This window comes from Agarivorans sp. QJM3NY_29 (genome assembly GCF_050870835.2).
Taxonomy (GTDB): domain Bacteria; phylum Pseudomonadota; class Gammaproteobacteria; order Enterobacterales; family Celerinatantimonadaceae; genus Agarivorans.
Window position 1 is genome coordinate 2,703,818 of record NZ_CP194036.2, and the last position, 21,799, is coordinate 2,725,616.

Genomic DNA, 21,799 nt, shown 5'->3' on the forward strand with positions numbered 1-21,799 from the left:
ATTAGCTCTCCTACTGGCAATCGTGATGGGATTGATTTGCCCAAGGTGGTGCATCATTGACTAACTGCCATATCGGGCTCTCCAGGGTACGGCAAAGCTCTTTGGCAAAGGTCAACATCCCTTGATAACCGGCATAGGCATGTTCGCGTTCTTGGTTGATATCTAAAAACGGAAGTCGCGCCTTTAACGCGGTATACATGTTACGGCCACCAGCAATCATCAAATCGGCTTGCTGTTGCTGTGCCACATCGAGCAGCTTACGCGCGCCGCCCTCGTCAAGCATTAAGGCTTGCTCCCCCATAATGTCGACAATTCGCGCCTTATCTTCGGCTGTGGATTTTTTAGTCCCAGTCGCCACCACCTCAACGCCAAGCTCTTGCAGCGCCGAAACAATCGACCACGATTTTACCCCGCCGGTATACAGCAGCGCCTTCTTGCCCTTTAAGCGTTGCTGATAAGGGGCCAGTTGTTGGCGGATCCTCGATTCTTGCTCGGCAATTAAAGCTTCCGTTTCCGCCAGTAAGCGAGGTTCATTAATGAGTTGGGCAAATTGACGCAGCGCCGCCGAGGTATCTTCTATCCCATAAAAGCTTCCCTCAAACCATGGGATATTCCACTGCTCTTGCAACAAGCGGGCGACATTAATTTGCGCCCGCGAACACACCACCATCGCGGCGTCGGCACGGTGCATGGTTTGTATTTCGTGGTAACGCGTATCTCCCGACATACAGCTAAGCACGCGATAACCCAAACGCTCTAACAAAGGGGATACATGCCAAAATTCACCAGCAATGTTGTATTCGCCAATCAGCACAATGTCATTCACTAGACGACTCGGGTCGTGCTGCATCATCGGTTTGGCTGGCGGCTCGGCGCTGCCAACGACCTGTTTCACCATCACCTCGCCGGCAATCCGATTGCCTAAGTTTTTACTGCCATAAAAACCTGCAGCATCCACCGCCACCACCGGGATCTGCCAGCGTTGTTGCGCCAAACTGCAAATTGCGCCCACATCGTTACCTTCCAAGGCTGGCACACAAGTCACATATACAAACACTGCGGGAGGCTGATGTTTTTCCACCACGGTTTTAATCGCGTGCAATAGCCGCTTTTCGGCCCGCCCCATGATCACGTCTTGTTCATTCAGATCGGTGGTAAAGCCCAAACGAAACAAGTTACGACCCGAGGCGCGGGTACCGCGATTATTCCAACTATTTCCGGCACACGCGATGGGACCGTGCACAATATGGGCGACATCGGCGATGGGCAGCAAACTAATTTGTGCTCCATCAAAACTACAACCACCCGCAGTGGCGCCTGGGGTAGGTCGAGCACAGCCACTTTTCTCACCGCTATTATGTTCACAAGCGGGCTCGTCTAATAATTCAGCTATATCACTACGCTTCATGGCGACCTCTCATTACATTGGTTTTACTTCTGTCAGACGATACTCAGAGTGACTAAAACATCTCACATCAAGCACAATGCAACTTACAAACCAAAGTTAAAACATTGATAAATAAGTGTTTTAGATTGTAGTAAAACCGACAAAACAGCGAAGGAAGAGACAATGTGATGATGAACAAACGAATCATTTGGCTACGCAATGAGCCCCCACAAACATCAAGATAAAGCCTTAGGCCGAGGTATCGGCATCAACGCAGGGCATTATTCGTCGAAGCATGCTTGCATTATTTGCAGCAATGAACTGCAAATAACCGGTATTGTCATGCATTATTTGCAGTGCAATACTGTTATTCCTTGCTTAAACAGATGATTTGGAGATAAGACCGATGGTGACAACAAAAATTGGGACATCGACTTCATTCACGTCACAACATGCAGATGAAATAGCGGCACTGATTAGCCTGGCTCACCATCATTCATTTGCCCAGGCAGGAAAAGCCTTACGACGTCATCCCAGCATTATTTCCAAACGAATTGCAGCCATGGAGACTCGTTTAGGGATCCGCCTGGTGGAACGCTCAACTCGCCAGCTACGGTTAAGCCAAGCTGCATTAGAACTGGTTGAACAACTCAAATCTGCGCTTGATATCATTAACACCGCCGAACAAAGAGCGCTGTGCGGTGCCGCTGAGGTTGCAGGCCGATTACGCTTAGCACTCCCCGCAGAAATGGGGCGACGTTGTATCGCGCCACTATTGCCTGAATTTATCAAGATGTACCCGAAGATCAGCCTCACGGCAGATTACAGCAATCGTTTTGTCGATATTATAAGCGAGGGTTATGATGCTGCTATCCGGGTTGGCGAACTTAAGGACAGCCGACTGGTCGCCAATAAACTCGCACCCCACCGTCGCATTCTCTGCGCCAGTCCAGGCTACCTCCAGCAATTTGGAGAGCCACAGCATCCGCGAGAGCTGACTCAGCACAACTGTCTGCAATTTAGTGGCTTTAAAAGTTATCCCGAATGGCGACTGTTTCAGGGTAAACAATCAGAAAAAATAGTGGTTTCTGGAAATTTAATATCTAACGATAACGACACCCTTCTGGCAGCAGCCAAATCTGATCTCGGGATACTCTGCGCCGGAGAATGGTTGTTCCAACAAGCGATTGCTGAAGGCCAACTCATCCATATTCTTAAAGATTGGATATTGGATGGCGAAGGCGGCGTTTATTTTGTCAGAACCTCAGCTAAGTATACTCCAGCATCAGTCCAAGTCTTCAAACAATGGATTAGCGCCAAGGCAAGCTCGGGGCTGCTATAAGCGTTTCAAACGCCGTCCTGCTTATTTAAAATATTGAGGATCTAACTATGTTTCATGGCATTTTACTGTCCATCGCTTCGTCGTGCTTGTTTGCCGCTATTTATTACTATTCGACACTGCTCACGCCGCTTAATGGCGTAGAGGTGTTTGGCTGGAGAATGGCGCTTACCCTCCCCTTTGTTTCGTTATTCATGTTGATGAGTAAAGATTTGCCACTAATCAAATCTATATTTACGGCACTATTACAAAGACCAAGCCTGATCTTTGGGCTCATACTCAGCAGTTTTCTAATTGGTATTCAGCAATGGCTATTTATGTGGGCACCTTTAAACGGCCAAGCTTTAGAAGTTTCCATTGGATACTTTTTACTCCCGCTTAGCATGCTGTTGGTTGGCCGATTTATTTATCATGAACGCCTTTCTTGCTTACAGTGGCTGGCTTCGCTATGTGCGCTGTTAGGAGTCTCTCACGAAATCTATTTATTCGGGGGATTTCCCTGGGAAGCGGCATTAGTCGCCCTGGGTTTTCCTTGCTATTTTATTTTGAGACGCAAGCTAGGCACTAATCACCTCGGTGGATTTTGGCTTGATTTACTACTGATGTTACCAGTGGCTGGGTTTATTATTACTCGCCACAGTGCAACCATTACGCTTCCAAGTCATGTTGTGCTGTATCTTCTATTAATCGGGCTAGCAATTTTGAGTGCAACGTCATTTATGTTCTACATTGTTGCCAGTCGTTTGTTACCTTTGAGTTTATTTGGTTTATTAGGCTACGTAGAGCCTGTATTACTGGTTGCGATATCACTGTATCTCGGTGAGCAGATTAGTCATGCGCAATGGTTAACGTATATCCCAATATGGCTGGCGGTAGGATTGCTTACCTGCAACGGCATCCTCAAAATTTATCATGGGAAGCAACAGAGATGTTTAAACTAAACGCCAGCCCAGTATTCAGCTTTCAAGCAAGACAGCGAGAAAGCTAAGGTCACTTAGTCTGCGCAGAGAGCCTCTCGACAAGCGCTGAGTATTTGCTGGTAAAACACTGCAACAATGAATCTCCCAACAGAGATATGCGCAACGAAGCAAGCGATACTTTAAAGGAACCACGGTGTTTTGCTTAAGCGCCTAATAAAACAAGCCCCTGCTGATAATCGTTTTTGTGCTCATCAAGGGGAACTTTCTGACCACCTGTCGCCCAAATAATATGCGTCGCCTGAGACAGTTTGTCTGTCAGTTGTTCCGCCTCAAGATAAGCTTTGCCCTCGGTAAGCAAACGAGTCAAACCGGCAATGCCCGCTGTCGCAGAAGGTTCCAGCGAGATATGTTCGCTATCCTCAAACATCGTCAAATAACGATATAAGTTTTCATCGGATACGGTCACAATACCACTAAGCAAATGCATCATCATCGAGCCAACAAATGCCGATGGCCGGCCCACGGCTAAACCGTCGGCACAGGTTTGGTTATTTAAGCCAATATCCTGCACCGCGATCTTATTCTGCAAACCCGTTGCCATCCCTAATAACATGCACGGTGAATGGGTCGGCTCGACAAAAAAACAATGTACATAATCACCAAAAACCTGCTTCAGCCCAAAGGTAATGCCGCCAGGTGCACCGCCTACGCCACAGGGCAAATAAACCAAGAGCGGATGCGCTGCGTCGACAGTAATATCCTGCTCGGCAAGCTGCGCCTTCAAACGCAATGCTGCCACGCTGTAGCCTAGAAATAGCGATCGTGAATCTTCATCATCAATAAAATAGGCCTGCGCATCAGCCATCGCTTGTTCACGCCCTTGCGCCACCGCAATACTGTAGTCGCTCTGATGTTCAACAACCTGAACACCTTTACTTTTCAATAAATTTTTCTTCCACTCGCGTGCATCGGCAGACATATGCACGGTGACCTGAAAACCCAGCTGCGCGCCCATCATGCCGATGCTTAAACCGAGGTTCCCAGTGGAGCCCACCACTATTTTATGTTTGGCAAATAGCTGTTTAAATGGAGCGTCGTTAAAAACTCGATAATTATCCCCCGTCCTTAACAAGCCATTGGCTAGCGCCAACGTTTCAGCGTGCAGTAATACTTCATAAAAACCACCACGCGCCTTAATTGAGCCAGCCACCGGCAGTTGGTGGTCACATTTCAACCATAAACGCCCAGGGATCTCGAAGCCATGCCATTGTTTAAGCGCTGCTTGCATCTTAGGAATGGCTTTCAACTGGGATTCAATAATCCCTTTGGTTACCGTTGTTTCTGCAAAGACCTTCGCCAGATAAGGCGCAAAACGAGACAAGCGCTGCGACGCATCAAGTAAATCGCTCCAGTTTAAGGCGAGCTCTGCTTGGCTCTGCTGAAACAAAACTTTGTTGGAATTTAGCCAGATAATCTCTTGCTTTGACTGGAGTATGGGCACCACAGCATTCGATAGATAATCCGCCATAAAATTTAACTCCACACGAGTGCCCCGCTATTTTTTAACTCAAGCTCTTGCTCATCACAAAACAAACAAGTATTCGAATAATTACGCCATGAAAAGATTCAAAAAGATAGCCTATATTGCAGAACATAAAAACAGCTTAACTGCAACATTCCAACTTCAACTTTCAACCAGACTTGCTGCACTTCTATAGCTCTCACCAAAAAGGTATCAATGGCTAATCACAACTAGAGTAGCTAGTGGGTGGAGATGTTTAACTGAGTCCAGGTATATAGAAATAGCCATGTTTCAGAGATTAATTATCAATTATCCTCGTATATTGAACACCTGAATGACGGTTATCACAAAGGCGTTCATTTAAACTTTAGTGGCAATTCTAAATTTCAATCATTTTGGTTAATGATTCTAAAAAACCTATTTTCGAGTCTGATTTTTTAGGGATTTGTAAATCGGCGGCAACGTAGCACTGAGCAACAATATTTTCCGCATCTAAAGCTTTACACTGCTCCAAATAATGCTGTACTTCTTGTTCGCTTCCGCGCGCTTTATAGACTGAGATATATTGCGGAAGAAATGGATCACTAATTCCAATAATTTGTCGCCCTTTATTCAGAATTTCCTCCGCCTTGTCTAATTTTCCCTGTTGTCGATAGGCTTGAGCCGCCAAACTAAAGGTTTGAATTGAAGCGCTGTCCCAATTTTTAATGAGCGCTAAGTTCTGTAAAGCTTTCGATTGTTTATTTTGCCGCTCACGCACGCTATAAAATGCTAAACGAGTGTAGGCATCGTACTTGGTTACGCCTGTCGTCGCCTTTCTGGCCAACTTTTCAGCCGCCTTAATATCGCCGTATTCAAGAGCTCGAAACGCTTCAGAGGCCGCCCAATAATTTTCGAATACTTGCTTCCCTTTACCTTTTCTTAAAGCAGCATCTAAGCTTTTAGTCGTAAGATTCTGCCGCCTTTCTTTACGATATTCGCGTTTCACATATGCGGTAATATCTATCTTGCGTTCTGCAGGTGAATTATGTCGATCCGCAAATTTCTGCAACAAATTGGTTGCAGCTTCATTTGCCGCCATATATCCCACAGTCTCCCAATTTAAACCAGTTACATTCTTATTGGCTTTAGTCGCCATGGAAACAAACGACTTAAAATCTTTTTTCTTCTCTTCAAGCTGCGTTTTATTAAATACTAAACTGCTCTCTAAACGTTCCATGGTGTCTTTATAAGCCCTTGGACTGTAGCCTGCTTTTACAAGTAAATCTATACCGAGTAAGTCGGCTTCATCTTCATCAGTACGACTCATCGAAGAGCTAATAACATCTCGACTCAAGCGGTTTATTGATACACCAATTCTATATGACTTCTCAACCATCTCTTGAGATTCTCGAGAATTTCTAGCAACAATCTTGTAACCATTGGCTGTTTTACTTGAGTCCAAATCTTTGATAGTGGCGGCGGCCATCGCAACATTAGTGGCTTTGCTCACTAACGCACTTTGCTTCTCAAAGTACTCATTCGAATTCTGATGCTTTAGAAGAATATGCGAAAGCTCATGAGCAATAATAAAAGCCAACTCGTCTTCAGATTCAACATCCGCTAAAACCCCTTGAGTCACCACAATTGTATCTTGTGTCGCAAGGGCGCTGTAATTTCTATCAGCAGAAATAACGATATTCACTTTTTTTTCTAATGGTTGATCCCATTGCGCTAATAACTTTTCAAGAATCTCATTTAGATACAATTCTGCATATGGATTGACGATCAAGTTTTTGTCTGCAGCCGAACGCATTCTGGAACTTAACGAGCCCAGCTCGGCAGTTTTTTCAACTTCAGTTTCAGCTCTAATTTGTTGAGTTTGATAGTCAATATATTTACCGTCAAAAGATTCATAGGTACTACCAGTTAAACTATTCAAGCTGTTCAAATTTAAACGGCTCAAGCTATCACTAGCACACCCAAATAAAGAAGTAGCAATGATTAAAAGGAAAATAAGTCGCATATTTAACACCCTTCTCCTAAGCCAAACGAAGCAAAAGTAACTTTATCACTCGCTTTAGAAATGGTTGTTGCGGTACAAGTCACCGAAGCAATTGCTTTCATATTAAGTTCGACTTCTGTGATATGTACCCACTTTTCCTCTCCATCATCCTCAAACATCAACATACCTTCCTTTTTATCATATTTTTTTACAGGGATGGCTTGTTTTGTCGCATCAGGCAAACTGCTTTTAGCTACATCGATACAGTCAAATTCAGAGCTACATATCTCAACTTCATCAAGCAAAAAATCGATTATCAATACACGGTCATTCTTCGCGTAAGAGGACAACGAGGTTGCGCTTAATATAAGTCCAATCAACAGTACTTTAGACATTGTCATAGATGCTCCTTTATCTTGCGTTTTATTATTGAAATTTGGGGGAATTTCTTTCTAAACTTATTGAGTATTGTTAGATATTTCTGGCATTTATTTTTCATGCTCTCGAACAAATAAAATAAAAAAATAGGTAAATCAAAAAATATAATGAGGATTAATCCGTACCAATTGGGCGCACCAACCTTAAGAATAAACTGAGAAATAAGTACTGAACTCAAAATAATGAATAAGATAATAAAGGCAGGCATCAAACCCGAAATAATTTGTTTTCGCGTGTCTAACTTCTGCTTTTGCTCCAAATGAGTATACCGATACCAAATGACTAAAAATAAGGTGCTTATTTGCACCACTATTTCTAGCATATCGGCAATACTTAACTTAAAGAATCCAGTCGCACTTGGAACTCGCCAATAGTCATCTTCTAAAGTCATTAAATTATCTAAAGCCATTGCATGATAGAACACTCCTGGCAGTGTCCCATGTACTGGAGACCGAACAATATCAACGCCACCTGATAAATCATAACCAATCATGATAACTCGATCTTTGATAGCGTCATTTAGAGGAGCAGACTTAACAGCCCCTGATTCAAATAACCGAGTGGCAGACAAAGTAAGGAATGGAGGACAGCGTTCCCGCAATTGTTTATCCAGTTCTTGATCACTTCGTAGGCCCTGTGTCAAACTTAAAAAAGTAATATTGATAAACTGTTTGAACCGACTCATATGCTCTGGAATGCAGTTTTTTATGTTGTCGTAATCAATCTGATTAAGCGCCGATTTATTACTCCATTGTACGATCATAGGATCTAAATATTGAGACTGTTCCGCAGGGGAGCATTGAGATGTAATTCGACACCATGACTTGTATAAAGCCAACGCAGGAGTATCCATGCGCTGTTGCTGCCAATCAACAGATAGAGGGTAGTAATGCTGATAACCACTCCACGATACCGCTGTCAGTTGACTAACTGCTGAAATCTTGTGGCGTAATGAATCTGGATCATTTAGAACCGCTGCCGTATCATATTCCGTATCACTTGCCATAAACACCGGAAAGGAGCGAGAGTTAAGCGTTTTAAGCCATTTGTTGAGTCGAGAAGAATGTTCATGGTGTTGTAAAATGTCAAAAAAAACAGATTGTGGATGGTGAGCACTGATAACTTTTAGAAGTCGTGAAAGCGTGGCGTAATTAACAGGATAAGTTTCAATTTGTTGTAAGAATTCATCATCTAACAAAACAACTGTGATATCTTTTGATACCGTTTGACTATAAAACGGTGACCACATTCGAAGAATATGATCTTCATAATGCTTTTCCGCAGCATTTCTTATACCTAAAGGGTCAACGATAAAGACCAATAAGATAAATACTGTTGTAAGAACTGCGCGAGTGAGCACATTTTTATTAAGGGTCATGCCGTATTAACTCTAAACTTCCGTTGTTATTCACCCCATTTCAGACTATTCATTTAATCTGAATGTGCAGCACATATATCACACGAATACATCCACCTGTAATTAATTATTTACAAGCTTACAAATTTTAATGCAACAATTATTTGTAAAATAATTGCTTAGGTCAATAATTTTCTTATGCATTTAGATAGTTAACTCATTTCATCATTCAACATTCCAGTATCAATCTTGGTTCAAGTGCAAACAAGTTGATATGGAAATCCCTATAGAACTAGCAGTGAAACTAGGATGCCCCCAAGCAAAATTGATGATCAAACACATTGTTTATGAGCAAACTACAAAAGTTAATCTCTGCATATATGCCTTTAAAATATTTAATTGTTGAGTGAAATTCACTCCAATTTTGAGCTGAAAACTTAGCCGCTATACCGAGTCAAAGCCCCCCAATGGTACTTCCCAAATACAACGCTAACCTGTCTAATGCAACTGCAAGACGACATCAAGCAAACATATGCAATGCTCAACTAAAACCCAGTACATAGACAACTAGCGACAAAGTAGTCACTTTTATTTTGCCGTTCAAAGCGACCTTTCAAAGACGCGAAGATAAAACTTTCGACAACGTCACTATCAACAAGTAACAACATTTAGCCCAATGGACAGCCTAAATATCGTTACAATATGACGAGTCAAATCGAGAAACCTAACAAAAACCCCCCATAGATCAAAGCGTCATAGTGTCGACAACCTAAGCTCCAAAGGAACACTGCATATCGTTCCTACGGACAAACATTTTTTTATTCACAGACGTTAGCTCACATCCCTCACACAACAAAATCTATTATACCTCGGTCACTCTGCCGCTTTATTGTTATATCAATGGCATGAATCAGCTGAAAGCGGCAAGAATTGGAGTTAAACTCGGTGATTTATCCAGTCGCACTAAAAAATTTATCCATTTGGACAAGGGATTTCTGTCATGAACACCATCGCTTTTATTCACAACATCGCTGCCGAAGAAGAAAAGCAGTGGCTACTTAAATTCGAAACGCTGTTACCCAATGAAAGCATTGTATTAGCCACAGATTTAAGCGATGAGCAAGCCCAGCTTGTCGAAATAGCCATCGTTGCCAACCCAAATGTCGATCAACTAAAGCGCTTTCCTCACTTAATCTGGGTGCAAAGTTTGTGGGCAGGTGTTGAAGCACTAGTTAGCGGCTTTCGAAGCTTCAATCACGACAAAGAAACATATCAAACTCAATTGGTAAGGCTCATCGACCCGTTTCTTGCCGACACCATGGCCGAAGCCGTATTAACTTGGAGTTTGTATTTATATCGCAATATTCCAGACTACATCGCTCAACAAAGACAAGGGATTTGGCGCCCAATCCCCAGCCCTTCAGTGAATACCGTACAAGTATCCATCTTAGGAGCGGGTAAACTTGCAAGCGCTTCGATGAAAGCCCTTGTTCATCAAGGTTTTACGGTAAATAGTTGGAGCCGAAGTCACAAAGAGATTGCCCATGTAACCCACTATTCGGGAGATGACGGTTTAGCTGCTATTCTTCAAAAAACCCAGATATTGATCTGCCTCCTCCCTCTCACCGATCAAACCCATCATTTACTCAACCAACAAACCTTAAACCTTTTGCCGAAAGGTGCCAAACTGATAAACTTCGCAAGGGGTGGCATTATTAACCACCAAGATTTACTAGCAATGTTAGATTCCGATCACTTATCACACGCCGTCTTAGACGTGTTTGAACAAGAACCTCTAGAAGTAAACAGTCCTTTTTGGTATCACCCCAAAATATCGGTATTACCGCATATATCCGCCACAACCAATATAGACACCGCCTCTCAAATTGTCGCGAACAATATCCACACCTATAGAAAAGACGGCCTTATTCCTGAATCAGTTGATTTGATAAGAGGATACTAGCTGTCGTTGATTTTGCTCAAATACAGCAAATATTATCAAAGATACGGCGTTTCCAATGGCCTCTTATCGCTGTTAGGGCAAGTAACTAGTTAAAAGTTTCGTCGGTGAATCTTGGCCAACAATTCAGAAATTGAAAAATTTTAAAGTACGACAATTAAGCTTTTATTCATTATTATTACGTAATATTATTTCAGATTTTTTAGTATTGGCCGATATGAAGAACTTATAATATCTGACCGCTAAGTCAAAAATGTAAGGCCGCTTTATGTGCTGTTTTAGGTCAAAATGATTTCAACACAAATCTTTACTCGAGACGATGAACTCTCACGGAGTGGCTCTCGTGAGTCTATCTATTTGAATGAATATGGAAATAATAATGTTTGTGGCATGCTGTGTTATCCCTCGTTCCTTCATCTCCAAGTGGCCCGATGTCTACTCTCGTGTTGTCCTCACCAACATATCGATTGGTGAAGGATAATTTTATTTATGTTAGATATTCGTATAGCTTGGCTTATTTGTTTTGCCATTCTCTCTACCTTTAGTTTCACCAGTCATGCTACGGCACTCAAGTTGGCTGATTATTATACCGATGTATGGACCTCGGTTGATGGACTGCCGCATAACAGTATTAATGCGATTACTCAAACCGACGATGGCTATTTGTGGTTTGCCACTTGGGAGGGTGTGGCTCGTTACGATGGCTTACATTTTACCTTATTTGGTAGAGGTGAAACGACAGGCATGAAAGATTCCGGCACGCGCACCCTGGTCGCGGATAGCAACAATAGCCTTTGGCTTGCGGGTGCCAGAGGCAGCATGGCGCTGCGCAAAGGTTACCAATGGTCAAATCAAGCCAATGCCGCCAGCTTAGTGAATCATGCACTGGTGGATCAGCATAAAAATCTATGGATAGCGGTTGAAGGTCTGGGGGTTTATTATCGAGCGCGAGGCAAAGATGGAAACTACTTACCGGATGTTCATATACTCTCTGGATTTAGTGCCTATCACTTGGCCCAGTCTAGTTCTGGCGACATTTTTGCGGCCACCGATAATGGACTCTATCGAGTCACACCAAAAAGCTACCATAAACTCGAGTTGCCCTTATTAGGCGATCGAACTCGGGTTTATTCTCTGGCTTTCGATCATCAAGACCGGCTGCTGTTAGCATCGAATCATGGACCTTGGCGCTATGATGGCCAACAATTTACTCGACTGAATAACACCTTAGATCATGTAATTACCACCGCAATTATCGAAGACCGTGAGGGTAATATTTGGTTTGGAACCTCCACTCAAGGCGTAGGACGGATTGCAAATCATCAGCTTGAATTTAAAAATGCCAACAGCGGCTTACCACATAATCGAGTGATCTCGCTATTTGAAGATCAAGAAGGCAGTATTTGGGTTGGCACCAATGGCGGCCTGATACGATTTAGGAATGCGGCATTTCAATCATTCACGGAACAAGATGGGCTGATCGGCAATTACGTTCGAACGGTATTGCCAATTAATTCAAAGCAAGTGCTAGTTGGAACCAGTCAGGGCTTAAGCCTACTCGAAGATGGTCAGGCCATGGCAGCCACGCAAGACCCCGTTTCTCGGCAAGGCATATTAAGCCTTGCTAAGAATCATCAGGGGGGAGCTTATGTTGGTACCTACAGAAATGGAGTTTATCAATGGCAAAACCATCAGCTACAGCAGCTTTGGAATGAGGATTCAGGACTGCCACATAATGAAGTCCGCGCCTTACTCAAAGATAGCCATAACAACCTATGGATTGGCACCCCCAATGGCTTAGTCAAAGTAAAACCGCAAGGCGAAATGCAGTATTTCACCAAGCAAAATTCTAATTTACCCGATAATTATATTCTAGCCATCGCTGAAGATGAATTTGGCAAAATTTGGGTTGGTACTGGAGTTGGCTTAGCATTTATTCGAGACGATAAGGTATCAAATGTTCCAATTAACAACTTGGAGCAAGCGCAATATGCTTTCGGCTTTTACCTTGAGCCTGGTTATGTATGGATAGCAAGCGACCGCGGGATCATTCGCTACCAGCAACACACCCAACAAATGGGTCTGGTTGGCCGCCCAGCAGGGCTTCCCATTGATAAGTTTTTTCAAATCGTGAACGACCAACAGGGCAGCCTGTGGCTTTCGAGTAATCGAGGACTATGGAAAATCAGCTATCAGCAGGCTCATTTAGTCGCGAGCGGTCAGCAAAAACAAATTAATTTTGAGCTATACAGTGAAATAGACGGCATGGCGAGTAGCCAAGCCAATGGTGGTTCCAATCCTGCGGCGGCAATCACTGAACAAGGCCAGCTACTCTTCGCCTCGGCTAAGGGTTTAATAAGTATCCAACCGCAAGATTTAGCGATATTCTCTGCTCACCCGCTACCGGTGACGATAGATTCGATTCAATTTGACAGTCAATCCATCTCTCCCGATACCCAATCGATAGCCCCTGCAGGAACCAACTTGGTTCGTTTTATTTATTCAGGTTTAGGCTACGTTATGCCCAAGCGCTTGCAGTTCAGAACCAAACTGGAAGGATTTGACCGTGAATGGTCATACCGCGGGACTCAACGAGTGGCAGAATTCACCAACCTTCCGCCAGGAAGCTATCGCTTTCTGGTCAGCGCTCGTTACCCTTATGGGGAATGGAACGATAGCAACTTCATCTATCAGTTTAAAATTGAACCCTTGTTTTGGCAACGTAGAGAGATTCAGGCCTTATTGGCTTTGTTACTGCTGTTGGTGATTGGTGGCATGGTCTATTTCCGGATTTATTTACTCAAACGCAATGAAGAACGTTTGACTGAACAAGTGGAAATACAAGTCAAAGCATTGCGAGAACAATCCGCACAATTCGAGCGTTTATCGAACGAAGATGCATTAACCAAACTTCCCAATCGACGAGCCTTCGATGCCAATTTAAGCGCTCAATTTAGCCAGTGTAGTCAGCAACAGCAGACCATTAGCTTGGTGGTGCTGGACATCGACCATTTTAAATCGATTAACGACAACTACTCCCACTTGGTGGGCGATAAAGTGATTCAAGCATTAGCCACCACCTTAGTCGACTATGTGGGTGACACAAACAAAGTCGCACGCTGGGGCGGTGAAGAATTTACTATCCTTTATTTGGGCAACCAGCAACAGGCAAGAGATTATTTTCAAGCGCTATTACTGCAGATTCAGGCGATGACCTTAGATGCGCTGAAAGGTAAACGCAATATTACCGTGAGCATGGGAATTTGTGATAGTGATCATTGTGATGATTACAGCTCGCTGCTGAAATTAGCGGATCACGCTTTGTATCAAGCCAAACACAAGGGGCGTAACCGTATCGAAATTTATAATAACAACCAACCACAGTGAAAATTCCTATTGAATCAGTCACTGATAGTTTGCAAACCGCCGCGATGTATTTGCATTAAAAATCGCTAATTCACATTAACCTTGAATGCCTCTGAACTATCGGGTGATGACTGAAACTCGTCAGCTTGGTTTGGTTATCAAATGTTCAGCTATACCTGCTTAATACCAATCTGATTGATTATATAATCAACTCATTGCGCAGAATTAGTCTGCCGATACCCAGGCATGAAGCGCAGTCACTGGTGGCTCTATACAAGATACCATAACCAGTTAGCCGTGATTGAGGCCTGTAAGTGACCCGCTGTGTTCTCAGGCTGTTACTCACCAAACTCTAGAACCTGAAACTTGAAGCAGCGCATCTTCTCAACTGGACTATTGAGCGACCATCCACCTTTGCGTTTTAACTGCTGAATGAAGTCATTGGAGTTTGGCAGCTGTTGCCACACTTGCGGTAAAAACACCGCTCGTTTGTTACCTTGCGCCAAAATAAGGCCATCCTGATTGGGGCGAAGTCGCGCGATTAATGCGGCTTCATTCAACTGAGGCGGAAGCGCTTGGCTTGGGCTTAAAATAGAGATACTAATATGAATGAGTGGCAACTCTTGTAGCGTCAGTGGTGCAAATCTGAGATCTTCAAAAGCGGCCTGATAAGCGTGTAAGGCAACATCCTGAACCAGCGCTTGATAAGCTTCTAATGTACCAATGCAACCTCGGAGTTGCGCATTTTTGTGCAAAGTCACAAAGCTTGCCGCCGGCGCCTGAAGGATTGTGGGATATTGCTCAGGCTCGGCTTGCCAGCGCTGCTGCTCACTCAGATAGTGCTCAATCGCATATCGAGCAACTTTCAGTAGCGCTTGTTGATGCTCGCGCTTAATGCTCGAAAAACGCAATACTGGCATAACCCACCACCCTTTGATGATCCTTCGTTACATCCCCTGAATTGCCTTTCGCCACTAATTTTGCTTGCAGCTGATGCTGCCTGGCCGCTGCTAAAAATCCATTAATAACCTGGTAACCACAGGCTTGTTCCCCCTGCAAACCGCCCTGCCCTGAGATGATATTTTTAAGAGTAGCCTCATCGCTCAAACGGGCATCTCGGTAAGATAAAAAGTGGCTTAAATCGCTGCTGATCACCAGCAAGGTTTGAGGATCTGAACAAAACACCTCAAACAGAGCCGCCAGTTGCGCCGGTGCGACATCCCCCACCACCAATGGCACAATGGCAAATTGCGCTAAACAAAGCTGCAAAAAAGGCAGCTGTACTTCAATCGCATGTTCCAGACGATGTGCTTCATCAGAGCAATGAACAAAATCGAACTGAGTTAATGCAGATAAGCAATGTTGCTCAACTGGCAAGCTTCCCAAGGGGGTTTCAAACTGTTCCGCCGACGAAATGGCCACCCCTGCCAGTGGAACCCGATGATTCGGGCCGGCGATAAGCACTCGGCGAAACGCTGGTTGGTGATTGACTAAATATCGGTAAGCAGCGGCGGCAATTTGTCCCGAATATTGATAACCAGCGTGGGGAACCAACAACGCCTTCGGCCGAGCCGACTCTGAATGCGTCGCTAACAACCAGGGGCTAAGCTGTTGTTTGATATGCTCAGCACCAGCGGGATAAAACTGTCCAGCCACGGCTGCGGGTCGACTTTTCATCGCTCAATTCCGCTTATTTCAACTAAAGTTAAGTATAGTTCAGTCCGTTACGGTGAAGCGCTTATGGCAAGTCAATATAGTCCTCCTGAGTACTTTCCCACTCAGTATTGGCAGCAATTAGACGATGGCCGAATACAATGCGATGTTTGCCCCCGGCATTGCCAACTACGCCAAGGAAAACGTGGCGTCTGTTACATTCGAATGAATCATCAGCAGCAAATTGTGCTGACCTCTTATGGTCGCTCCAGTGGCTTTTGTATCGATCCGATTGAGAAGAAACCCTTAAATCATTTTTATCCCGGCTCTGCGGTACTATCTTTTGGCACCGCTGGCTGTAACTTGGGCTGCAAGTTTTGTCAAAACTGGGATATCAGTAAGTCACGCCAAATGGATACCCTCGCCGACTCCGCCATGCCAGACGCTCTGGCCCAACTGGCACAAAAATATGGCTGTAGCGGCATTGCTTTCACCTACAACGATCCGGTGATTTTTCTTGAATATGCCGTGGATGTAGCGCAGGCCGCAAAAGCCCTTGGTTTGCAATCCATCGCGGTTTCCGCTGGTTATATTTGTGCTGAACCAAGAGCTGAATTGTTTACTCACATGGATGCTGCAAACATCGATTTAAAAGCCTTTCGCGAACCCTTTTACCGAAAAGTATGCAGTGGCCACCTGACGGATGTATTGGATACGCTGCTATACCTTAAACATGAAAGCCATGTGTGGTTTGAGCTAAGCACCTTACTGATCCCCGGAGAGAATGACTCCAATCAAGAGCTACAACAAATGTGCGCCTGGATAGCTGAGCACTTGGGCGCTGATGTCCCGATCCATTTCACCGCCTTTCATCCTGACTTTAAGATGCGAAATAAAACCCAAACCCCCATCACCACCCTGTTAAGAGCAAGAGAAATAGCCCTTAACCATGGACTTCACTATGCCTATGTGGGAAATATCTACGACCCGTCCCACGAAAGCACCTATTGTCCCGGCTGCGGCAACCTATTATTGGAAAGAAATTGCTATCAACTGGGAAAATACCGGCTCAACTCGCAAGGCCTCTGCCCCGATTGTGGCACAACTATCGCGGGGGTCTGGACGGAGCACTGTGGCAGCTTTGGCCGCCGTCGGATCCCGCTGCGGCTGGGAAACTAGACGGAATGCCATTTAACAAAGGTGCCGCTCCTCCCGTTTCCCACCTGGCTTGCCCAAGCATGAGCTGAAGCGCCGAGATGGTTTAAAGGCTCAACCCGACACGCGTAAACTTGAGAGCCTTTTATTTCAGCATACCATACCACTCAAAGATGAGTGCTATTGCAGCAGTCTTATCGGCCCATCACTGGTTTGGCTAAGGTCCAGTATTTGATGGGCTGCCATGGCATCGGCTGGGTTGCGCTCAGTTTTAAGCGACTATCTCCCGGCTCAGTAAACACCACCGCGGTCATCACAAACTCTCCATCATTAATAAAAATTTCAATGGAAGACTGATCGACCAATATTTGCAGTTTTACATCCTGTTGGTTGGTCATGTCCAGCTCGCGAGTTTTTTCGCCGTCGGTAGGCAGAGCCCCGCTCCTATCCAGTACAATTTTCTGCCGCAGGCCGTCTAAGCTAAAACGACAGTAGCTTTGATCATCGCTCATAAAGTGCAAATCAACAGCGCCCTCCGTCAGCCAGCTCAAATTCATTTGCAGTTCAAAACTTCGGCCTTTGGGGAGAGTTATCTGCTGTTCAGCGGCCACGCTTAACTCAAAATCTTGATAAGCACTGCGTAAGGCCTGTAATTCGCGGGCAGGACGTTGATAAAGTTTACCATCTTCAAAACTCAGTTCCCGAATACAAGTCAGTTGATGTAACCAACCCTGCGCCTTTGTCGGGTGTTGATTCTCATCGGGAAGCCCCATCCACGCCACTAATAAGGCGCGACCATCGGGGCTTTTTCCCGTTTGCATCGCATAAAAATCGAAACCATAATCAAGTCTTGAGAAGCCATCTAAATGCAGTTCATCTTGCGGATCCAGACTGGCCTTCAGATAACCATTATGATGGTCGATTTGATAGTGAGGACTGTTAGAGGCGATGCCTTGTGGGCAAATAATCGCAATCAGCTGCCCGTCAACTTCAATCAAGTCAGGGCATTCCCACATATAACCAAAATCACCGAGCTCGTCACCAAATATCCCGGCAAACTCCCAATGATGCAGATCGGCTGAACGATAGCTCGCCAGACGCCCTAAACCAGAGGTCAACTGAGCCCCAACAAACATCAACCAATTATCGCCATTACGTATAATTTTAGGATCACGACAATGAGCGGTTACCTGAGGCGGTAAGTCCTCAATAACTGGCCCCTGTTTGCGAAAGTTGAAACCATCTGTTGAAGTCGCTAGGCATTGATAAGTCATTCGTTGTCGCTGCTCACCAATCCGTACATTACCGGTATAAAAAATCATCAATTGTTCGTCATGCACAATGCAATGACCTGAATATACGCCATGGCTATCAAACCAATCACTGGGCATCAGAGCAATCGGATGCTCTATCCAATTCACTAAATCGGTACTAGTTACATGTGCCCAAGCAATGCGCTTATCCTCACAATCGGGGCTGAGCACATAAAACAAGTGGTAAGCCCCTTGAAAATAAACAAAAGCATTCGGATCACCGAGAAAGCCTTGCTCGGCAGAAATATGCCAAGTTGGCCGATACGATGAAGAAACAGGTGCCGTTTTTTCTTGAAGCTGTTTTCGCAAGTTTGTATCCACAATACTACCGAGTATTTGCCATTGCTGAGTTGATAAGGGAGGCGCGGGTTGCCAAACGATTTGCTCTTGTGGTGCATTAAAAGTAAGAGGGAGCGAAGAAACCATCCTTAACTCTGGGTCAACTAGCTCCGCAATTAACAAGTTATGAACTTTTTGGATCCGTTGTAGATTATCTTTGCCACCACAAGCAACGATCAGAGGCTCAAGCATGTCCATCTCACAACCTTATTATAAAAACATATTATTAAGCTTAATTTTATAACAAATCAGGGAAGCCTGTCTGTAACTGTATATTTATTTATCGCAATATTGATACACCCGCGACACTTAAGCTTAAGTGTTAATTTTACCGACCTTGCCTGCCGATGATTGGAATGTGTCACGCAATAGATTAAGTCAAACAGTGAGCCACTTGGGAGCAAGCATCGTGTATTCAACAAGACTGGGCAGAAACCAACTTTGCTTGCTGATAAAAGTCACTCGCAGTCTGAGGCTCTCTGCTAAGCTTGGCTTGGCTGTTTTCCATTCATCTGACAAATTCACTATTTTAGCTCGACTCATTTCGAGAACAAAACACCACGGTATTACGCCCCTTCGCCTTTGCCTGATACATCGCAACGTCGGCACATTTAAGGATATCCTGTTCAGCCACTTCTAGGCCAACAAACAACGCAACACCAATACTTGAGCTGCAGTGATGTTCAATCTTGGACGCTTGTTTGCCAGCTTTTCGCTGCTGAATCAAGTAAGGTTTAGCCAACGCTTCGCGAATTTTTTCGGCGACCTGAGCAGCCTGATTGACCGCACATTGACGATTACAATGTAATTCATTCAACATCACCACAAATTCATCTCCCCCCACCCGTGCAACCGTATCCATTGCTCGGACACTTGCACTAATACGTCGACCCACTTCAATTAACAATTCATCACCCACTTCATGGCCAAAACGGTCATTGAGTGGTTTGAAATTATCCAAATCTAAAAACAGTAAAGCCGTATAAAGACGACTGCGCTCGCTGGCAAGCATCGTCTGAATCAAGCGCTGATGTAATAATCGACGGTTTGGCAATTGGGTTAATGTATCTTTAAATGCCAGCTCACGGATCTCTTCTTCGGCCTTTTTCTGCTCGGTAACATCTTCCGTGATCCCCATAATTCTGAGCACATCTCCAAAATTGTTTTTGATCGGAACAAAACAAGACTTCAAGGTGTCGAGATAAGCCGCAATGGGGTGAAATACAAAGTGAACAATTTCCCCCTGATAAGCTCTTTTCAACAAGTCTGCCACTCGCGCTCTATCAGCAAAACTTATAAAGTTTAAAAAGGAACAACCTATCACTTGCTGTTCCTGCTGCACATGAAGCATCCGCAACCCGGCTTTACTCATCGATGTAACTTTGCCACCCATATCGATTTCATGAATACATACCGGGGAGTTATCCAAAAACAAACGGTGATTACGTTCATTTTCGCGTAACACTCGATTAATTTTTTCGTTCTCTTTTAGCGCGGCTTCTAATTGGCGGGTGCGCTGACGCACTTGTTGCTCTAACGCGGCGGCGGTCTGAAATAAATAAAATCCCGAATTTCGTTCTACAGCGCTGGCGTCACACTCTGCGCGATCCATTAAAGACTCGACCATTTTGTTTAAACGGATCACCTCCGCCTGTAAGTCTGCATATGAAGGAGACAAGAGTTTCACCATGACTGACTGTTTTCCGCGTTCTGAGAGGTCGAACCAATCGCAATACCAGTTAAAGTCTGGTTCATATGGACACCGTAATATTGTTCGCCGTAGCTGTTAAAGCCGATAGCATGGTGTGCATCGAGTTGTTCGGCGATTAAAAGATTAATGCCTTTCTCAACAGCTTCCAATCTGCGTAGAATACAATCACACACGATCACCAGTTGGATAGAACCAAGCTTTTCGGTCATGCACTCCAAGCTGTGCCTTACATTCTCAAGCATGTGTCCGCTCTCCCCAATTCTAAAGACAACGCCCTCTTCGATGGCACCAAAGAACGACAAACTGCCATCGGGGTTAACCTTCTGAATGGAACGGACATACTCGCAAGTACCAATTAACACCACCATCGGGGACGCGGCAAACACTGCACTATTCAACTGGTGTTCCGCCACTCCGACCAATCTCGCGTACTCAGAAGCGGCTGGAAATCCATTAATCTCAATAACTCTGCGGCTTTGGGTATCGGCTTTGGTGACCACCAAACGTTCGGTATTACCAACAAAGTGATGGGTGGTAAATACAATGAAAGGCAAGCGAGTGTGAACGACCATCAGCACCGCGCTATTAACATGAAACTGCCCTTGGAAAAACACATAAGTATTGCTGTACCGTTGATCATCAGCTGCAGAGCCACCCAGCGAGACAATCTCTCCCAAGGCATCTTGTAGGGCATGCGCCACCATTTCTTCCTGTTTGGACAAACCATCAATCAACATGAATGCAAAGCTATTCGCCGCATCAAATTTCGGCTCTTTACTTTTGAGTTGCTGCAATAAGCTTTGCACACACTGATGCCCCTGATTGCGCTCAAAGTTTTGCAAATCATTGAGTAAGCCGCACGCGACGGTAAAATGATCTGCGGCAAAGCTAACGCCAACTAGACTATGTTGCAAAAGACCAACAGGGCCTATTTCACCAGCAGTGGTACACCCCATCACCTGAATGCCTCGAAACCAGCGGTTCATCTCCTGGCTTAAGCGTTCAAGGTCATATTGGCTAGAACAAAAAAATAGCACGAGAGACATATCAGGCTGCTTCACAGCTTGATAAAATTCGGCAGCGGCTACAGCCGCGTCGACGGCTTGCGATTGCCCTAAATTAACATTTTTTATCTTCATGTAGCACACCTATATTACTCGCGTTTGTCAAATAAGCTTGGGACCGCAGCAGAACCGCCGACTACAGGTTATTTTTAATTAAGTATATACAAGCATTAGCATTTCAGTTAATTTTCAGACAATAGATAAGTCGACTTTTAGCTCGTTTTTTTAACCTCATCTCCCCCTGACATGAATCTTGCGCAGCACCAGCGTGCGTGACAACTTAATCGGTTT

The 21,799-nt window shown here is 44.6% G+C and carries 15 protein-coding genes; 5 read left to right on the forward strand and 10 right to left on the reverse strand.

Translation table 11 applies throughout. The features are described from left to right. Positions 1 to 10: 10 nt before the first annotated feature. Positions 11 to 1,408, reverse strand: a complete 1,398-nt coding sequence (nifE, locus tag ACRRS0_RS12345) for a nitrogenase iron-molybdenum cofactor biosynthesis protein NifE (RefSeq protein ID WP_432452896.1) — start codon at positions 1,406 to 1,408, stop codon at positions 11 to 13. Positions 1,409 to 1,793: 385 nt separating this feature from the next. Here nifE and ACRRS0_RS12350 point away from each other — a divergent pair, with 385 nt between their 5' ends. After that, positions 1,794 to 2,729 carry a LysR family transcriptional regulator gene (locus tag ACRRS0_RS12350; protein ID WP_432452895.1) on the forward strand — a complete coding sequence of 312 codons (936 nt, stop codon included), beginning with the start codon at positions 1,794 to 1,796 and terminating at the stop codon, positions 2,727 to 2,729. A gap of 47 nt (positions 2,730 to 2,776) precedes the next feature. Continuing rightward, positions 2,777 to 3,667: an EamA family transporter RarD gene (gene rarD, locus ACRRS0_RS12355; RefSeq protein ID WP_432452894.1), complete on the forward strand. Its 891-nt coding sequence runs from the start codon at positions 2,777 to 2,779 to the stop codon at positions 3,665 to 3,667. Between the two features lie 181 nt (positions 3,668 to 3,848). Here rarD and ACRRS0_RS12360 read toward each other — a convergent pair whose 3' ends face one another. The 4 genes from ACRRS0_RS12360 to ACRRS0_RS12375 all read right to left on the reverse strand — a co-directional run bounded on the left by ACRRS0_RS12360 (position 3,849) and on the right by ACRRS0_RS12375 (position 8,968). Then, positions 3,849 to 5,174, reverse strand: coding sequence for a D-serine ammonia-lyase (locus ACRRS0_RS12360; RefSeq protein ID WP_432452893.1), 1,326 nt, complete (start codon positions 5,172 to 5,174; stop codon positions 3,849 to 3,851). Between the two features lie 373 nt (positions 5,175 to 5,547). Beyond that, on the reverse strand, positions 5,548 to 7,173 hold the full coding sequence (locus ACRRS0_RS12365) for a M48 family metalloprotease (protein WP_432452891.1): 1,626 nt from the start codon (positions 7,171 to 7,173) through the stop codon (positions 5,548 to 5,550). A 2-nt stretch (positions 7,174 to 7,175) separates the two neighbouring features. Next, positions 7,176 to 7,547: a hypothetical protein gene (locus ACRRS0_RS12370; RefSeq protein ID WP_432452890.1), complete on the reverse strand. Its 372-nt coding sequence runs from the start codon at positions 7,545 to 7,547 to the stop codon at positions 7,176 to 7,178. A gap of 2 nt (positions 7,548 to 7,549) precedes the next feature. Then, positions 7,550 to 8,968 (reverse strand): CHASE2 domain-containing protein, encoded by a 1,419-nt coding sequence (locus ACRRS0_RS12375; protein ID WP_432452889.1) that lies wholly within the window; start codon positions 8,966 to 8,968, stop codon positions 7,550 to 7,552. 979 nt (positions 8,969 to 9,947) lie between these two features. Between ACRRS0_RS12375 and ACRRS0_RS12380 the strand changes: the two genes are divergently transcribed. Together ACRRS0_RS12380 and ACRRS0_RS12385 are read left to right on the forward strand one after the other, a co-directional pair. Continuing rightward, entirely contained in the window at positions 9,948 to 10,910 is a 963-nt protein-coding gene (locus tag ACRRS0_RS12380; RefSeq protein WP_432452888.1) for a 2-hydroxyacid dehydrogenase, read from the forward strand. 486 nt (positions 10,911 to 11,396) lie between these two features. Continuing rightward, a complete protein-coding gene (locus ACRRS0_RS12385) occupies positions 11,397 to 14,294 on the forward strand; it encodes a two-component regulator propeller domain-containing protein (protein ID WP_432452887.1) in 2,898 nt (965 codons plus the stop codon). A 317-nt stretch (positions 14,295 to 14,611) separates the two neighbouring features. Here ACRRS0_RS12385 and amrA read toward each other — a convergent pair whose 3' ends face one another. Both amrA and amrB read right to left on the reverse strand, forming a co-directional pair. After that, positions 14,612 to 15,193 carry an AmmeMemoRadiSam system protein A gene (amrA, locus tag ACRRS0_RS12390; protein ID WP_432452886.1) on the reverse strand — a complete coding sequence of 194 codons (582 nt, stop codon included), beginning with the start codon at positions 15,191 to 15,193 and terminating at the stop codon, positions 14,612 to 14,614. Further along, the gene (amrB, locus tag ACRRS0_RS12395) at positions 15,165 to 15,950 is read right to left on the reverse strand and encodes an AmmeMemoRadiSam system protein B (RefSeq protein WP_432452885.1); all 786 of its coding nucleotides are present in this window, start codon (positions 15,948 to 15,950) and stop codon (positions 15,165 to 15,167) included. Before amrB ends, amrA begins: the two co-directional genes overlap by 29 nt. 63 nt (positions 15,951 to 16,013) lie before the next feature. On the opposite strand from amrB, the gene amrS reads away from it, so the two are divergent. Then, positions 16,014 to 17,105: an AmmeMemoRadiSam system radical SAM enzyme gene (gene amrS / locus ACRRS0_RS12400; protein ID WP_432452884.1), complete on the forward strand. Its 1,092-nt coding sequence runs from the start codon at positions 16,014 to 16,016 to the stop codon at positions 17,103 to 17,105. A 170-nt stretch (positions 17,106 to 17,275) separates the two neighbouring features. Here the strand turns inward: amrS and ACRRS0_RS12405 are convergent, their stop codons facing one another. The 3 genes from ACRRS0_RS12405 to nosP form a co-directional block, all read right to left on the reverse strand. Continuing rightward, positions 17,276 to 18,931: a glycoside hydrolase family 32 protein gene (locus ACRRS0_RS12405; protein ID WP_432452883.1), complete on the reverse strand. Its 1,656-nt coding sequence runs from the start codon at positions 18,929 to 18,931 to the stop codon at positions 17,276 to 17,278. Positions 18,932 to 19,262: 331 nt separating this feature from the next. Continuing rightward, positions 19,263 to 20,411 carry a diguanylate cyclase gene (locus ACRRS0_RS12410; protein ID WP_432452882.1) on the reverse strand — a complete coding sequence of 383 codons (1,149 nt, stop codon included), beginning with the start codon at positions 20,409 to 20,411 and terminating at the stop codon, positions 19,263 to 19,265. Between the two features lie 5 nt (positions 20,412 to 20,416). Beyond that, complete coding sequence (gene nosP / locus ACRRS0_RS12415; protein WP_432452881.1) at positions 20,417 to 21,583, reverse strand: nitric oxide-sensing protein NosP; 1,167 nt, start codon at positions 21,581 to 21,583, stop codon at positions 20,417 to 20,419. Positions 21,584 to 21,799 lie beyond the last annotated feature (216 nt).

Excerpts from the sequence above, each read along its gene's own strand:
- nifE (WP_432452896.1), bottom strand. The coding sequence starts at position 1,408 with ATGAAGCGTAGTGATATAGCTGAATTATTAGACGAGCCCGCTTGTGAA.
- ACRRS0_RS12350 (WP_432452895.1), top strand. The coding sequence starts at position 1,794 with ATGGTGACAACAAAAATTGGGACATCGACTTCATTCACGTCACAACAT.
- rarD (WP_432452894.1), top strand. The coding sequence starts at position 2,777 with ATGTTTCATGGCATTTTACTGTCCATCGCTTCGTCGTGCTTGTTTGCC.
- ACRRS0_RS12360 (WP_432452893.1), bottom strand. The coding sequence starts at position 5,174 with ATGGCGGATTATCTATCGAATGCTGTGGTGCCCATACTCCAGTCAAAG.
- ACRRS0_RS12365 (WP_432452891.1), bottom strand. The coding sequence starts at position 7,173 with ATGCGACTTATTTTCCTTTTAATCATTGCTACTTCTTTATTTGGGTGT.
- ACRRS0_RS12370 (WP_432452890.1), bottom strand. The coding sequence starts at position 7,547 with ATGTCTAAAGTACTGTTGATTGGACTTATATTAAGCGCAACCTCGTTG.
- ACRRS0_RS12375 (WP_432452889.1), bottom strand. The coding sequence starts at position 8,968 with ATGACCCTTAATAAAAATGTGCTCACTCGCGCAGTTCTTACAACAGTA.
- ACRRS0_RS12380 (WP_432452888.1), top strand. The coding sequence starts at position 9,948 with ATGAACACCATCGCTTTTATTCACAACATCGCTGCCGAAGAAGAAAAG.
- ACRRS0_RS12385 (WP_432452887.1), top strand. The coding sequence starts at position 11,397 with ATGTTAGATATTCGTATAGCTTGGCTTATTTGTTTTGCCATTCTCTCT.
- amrA (WP_432452886.1), bottom strand. The coding sequence starts at position 15,193 with ATGCCAGTATTGCGTTTTTCGAGCATTAAGCGCGAGCATCAACAAGCG.
- amrB (WP_432452885.1), bottom strand. The coding sequence starts at position 15,950 with ATGAAAAGTCGACCCGCAGCCGTGGCTGGACAGTTTTATCCCGCTGGT.
- amrS (WP_432452884.1), top strand. The coding sequence starts at position 16,014 with ATGGCAAGTCAATATAGTCCTCCTGAGTACTTTCCCACTCAGTATTGG.
- ACRRS0_RS12405 (WP_432452883.1), bottom strand. The coding sequence starts at position 18,931 with ATGGACATGCTTGAGCCTCTGATCGTTGCTTGTGGTGGCAAAGATAAT.
- nosP (WP_432452881.1), bottom strand. The coding sequence starts at position 21,583 with ATGAAGATAAAAAATGTTAATTTAGGGCAATCGCAAGCCGTCGACGCG.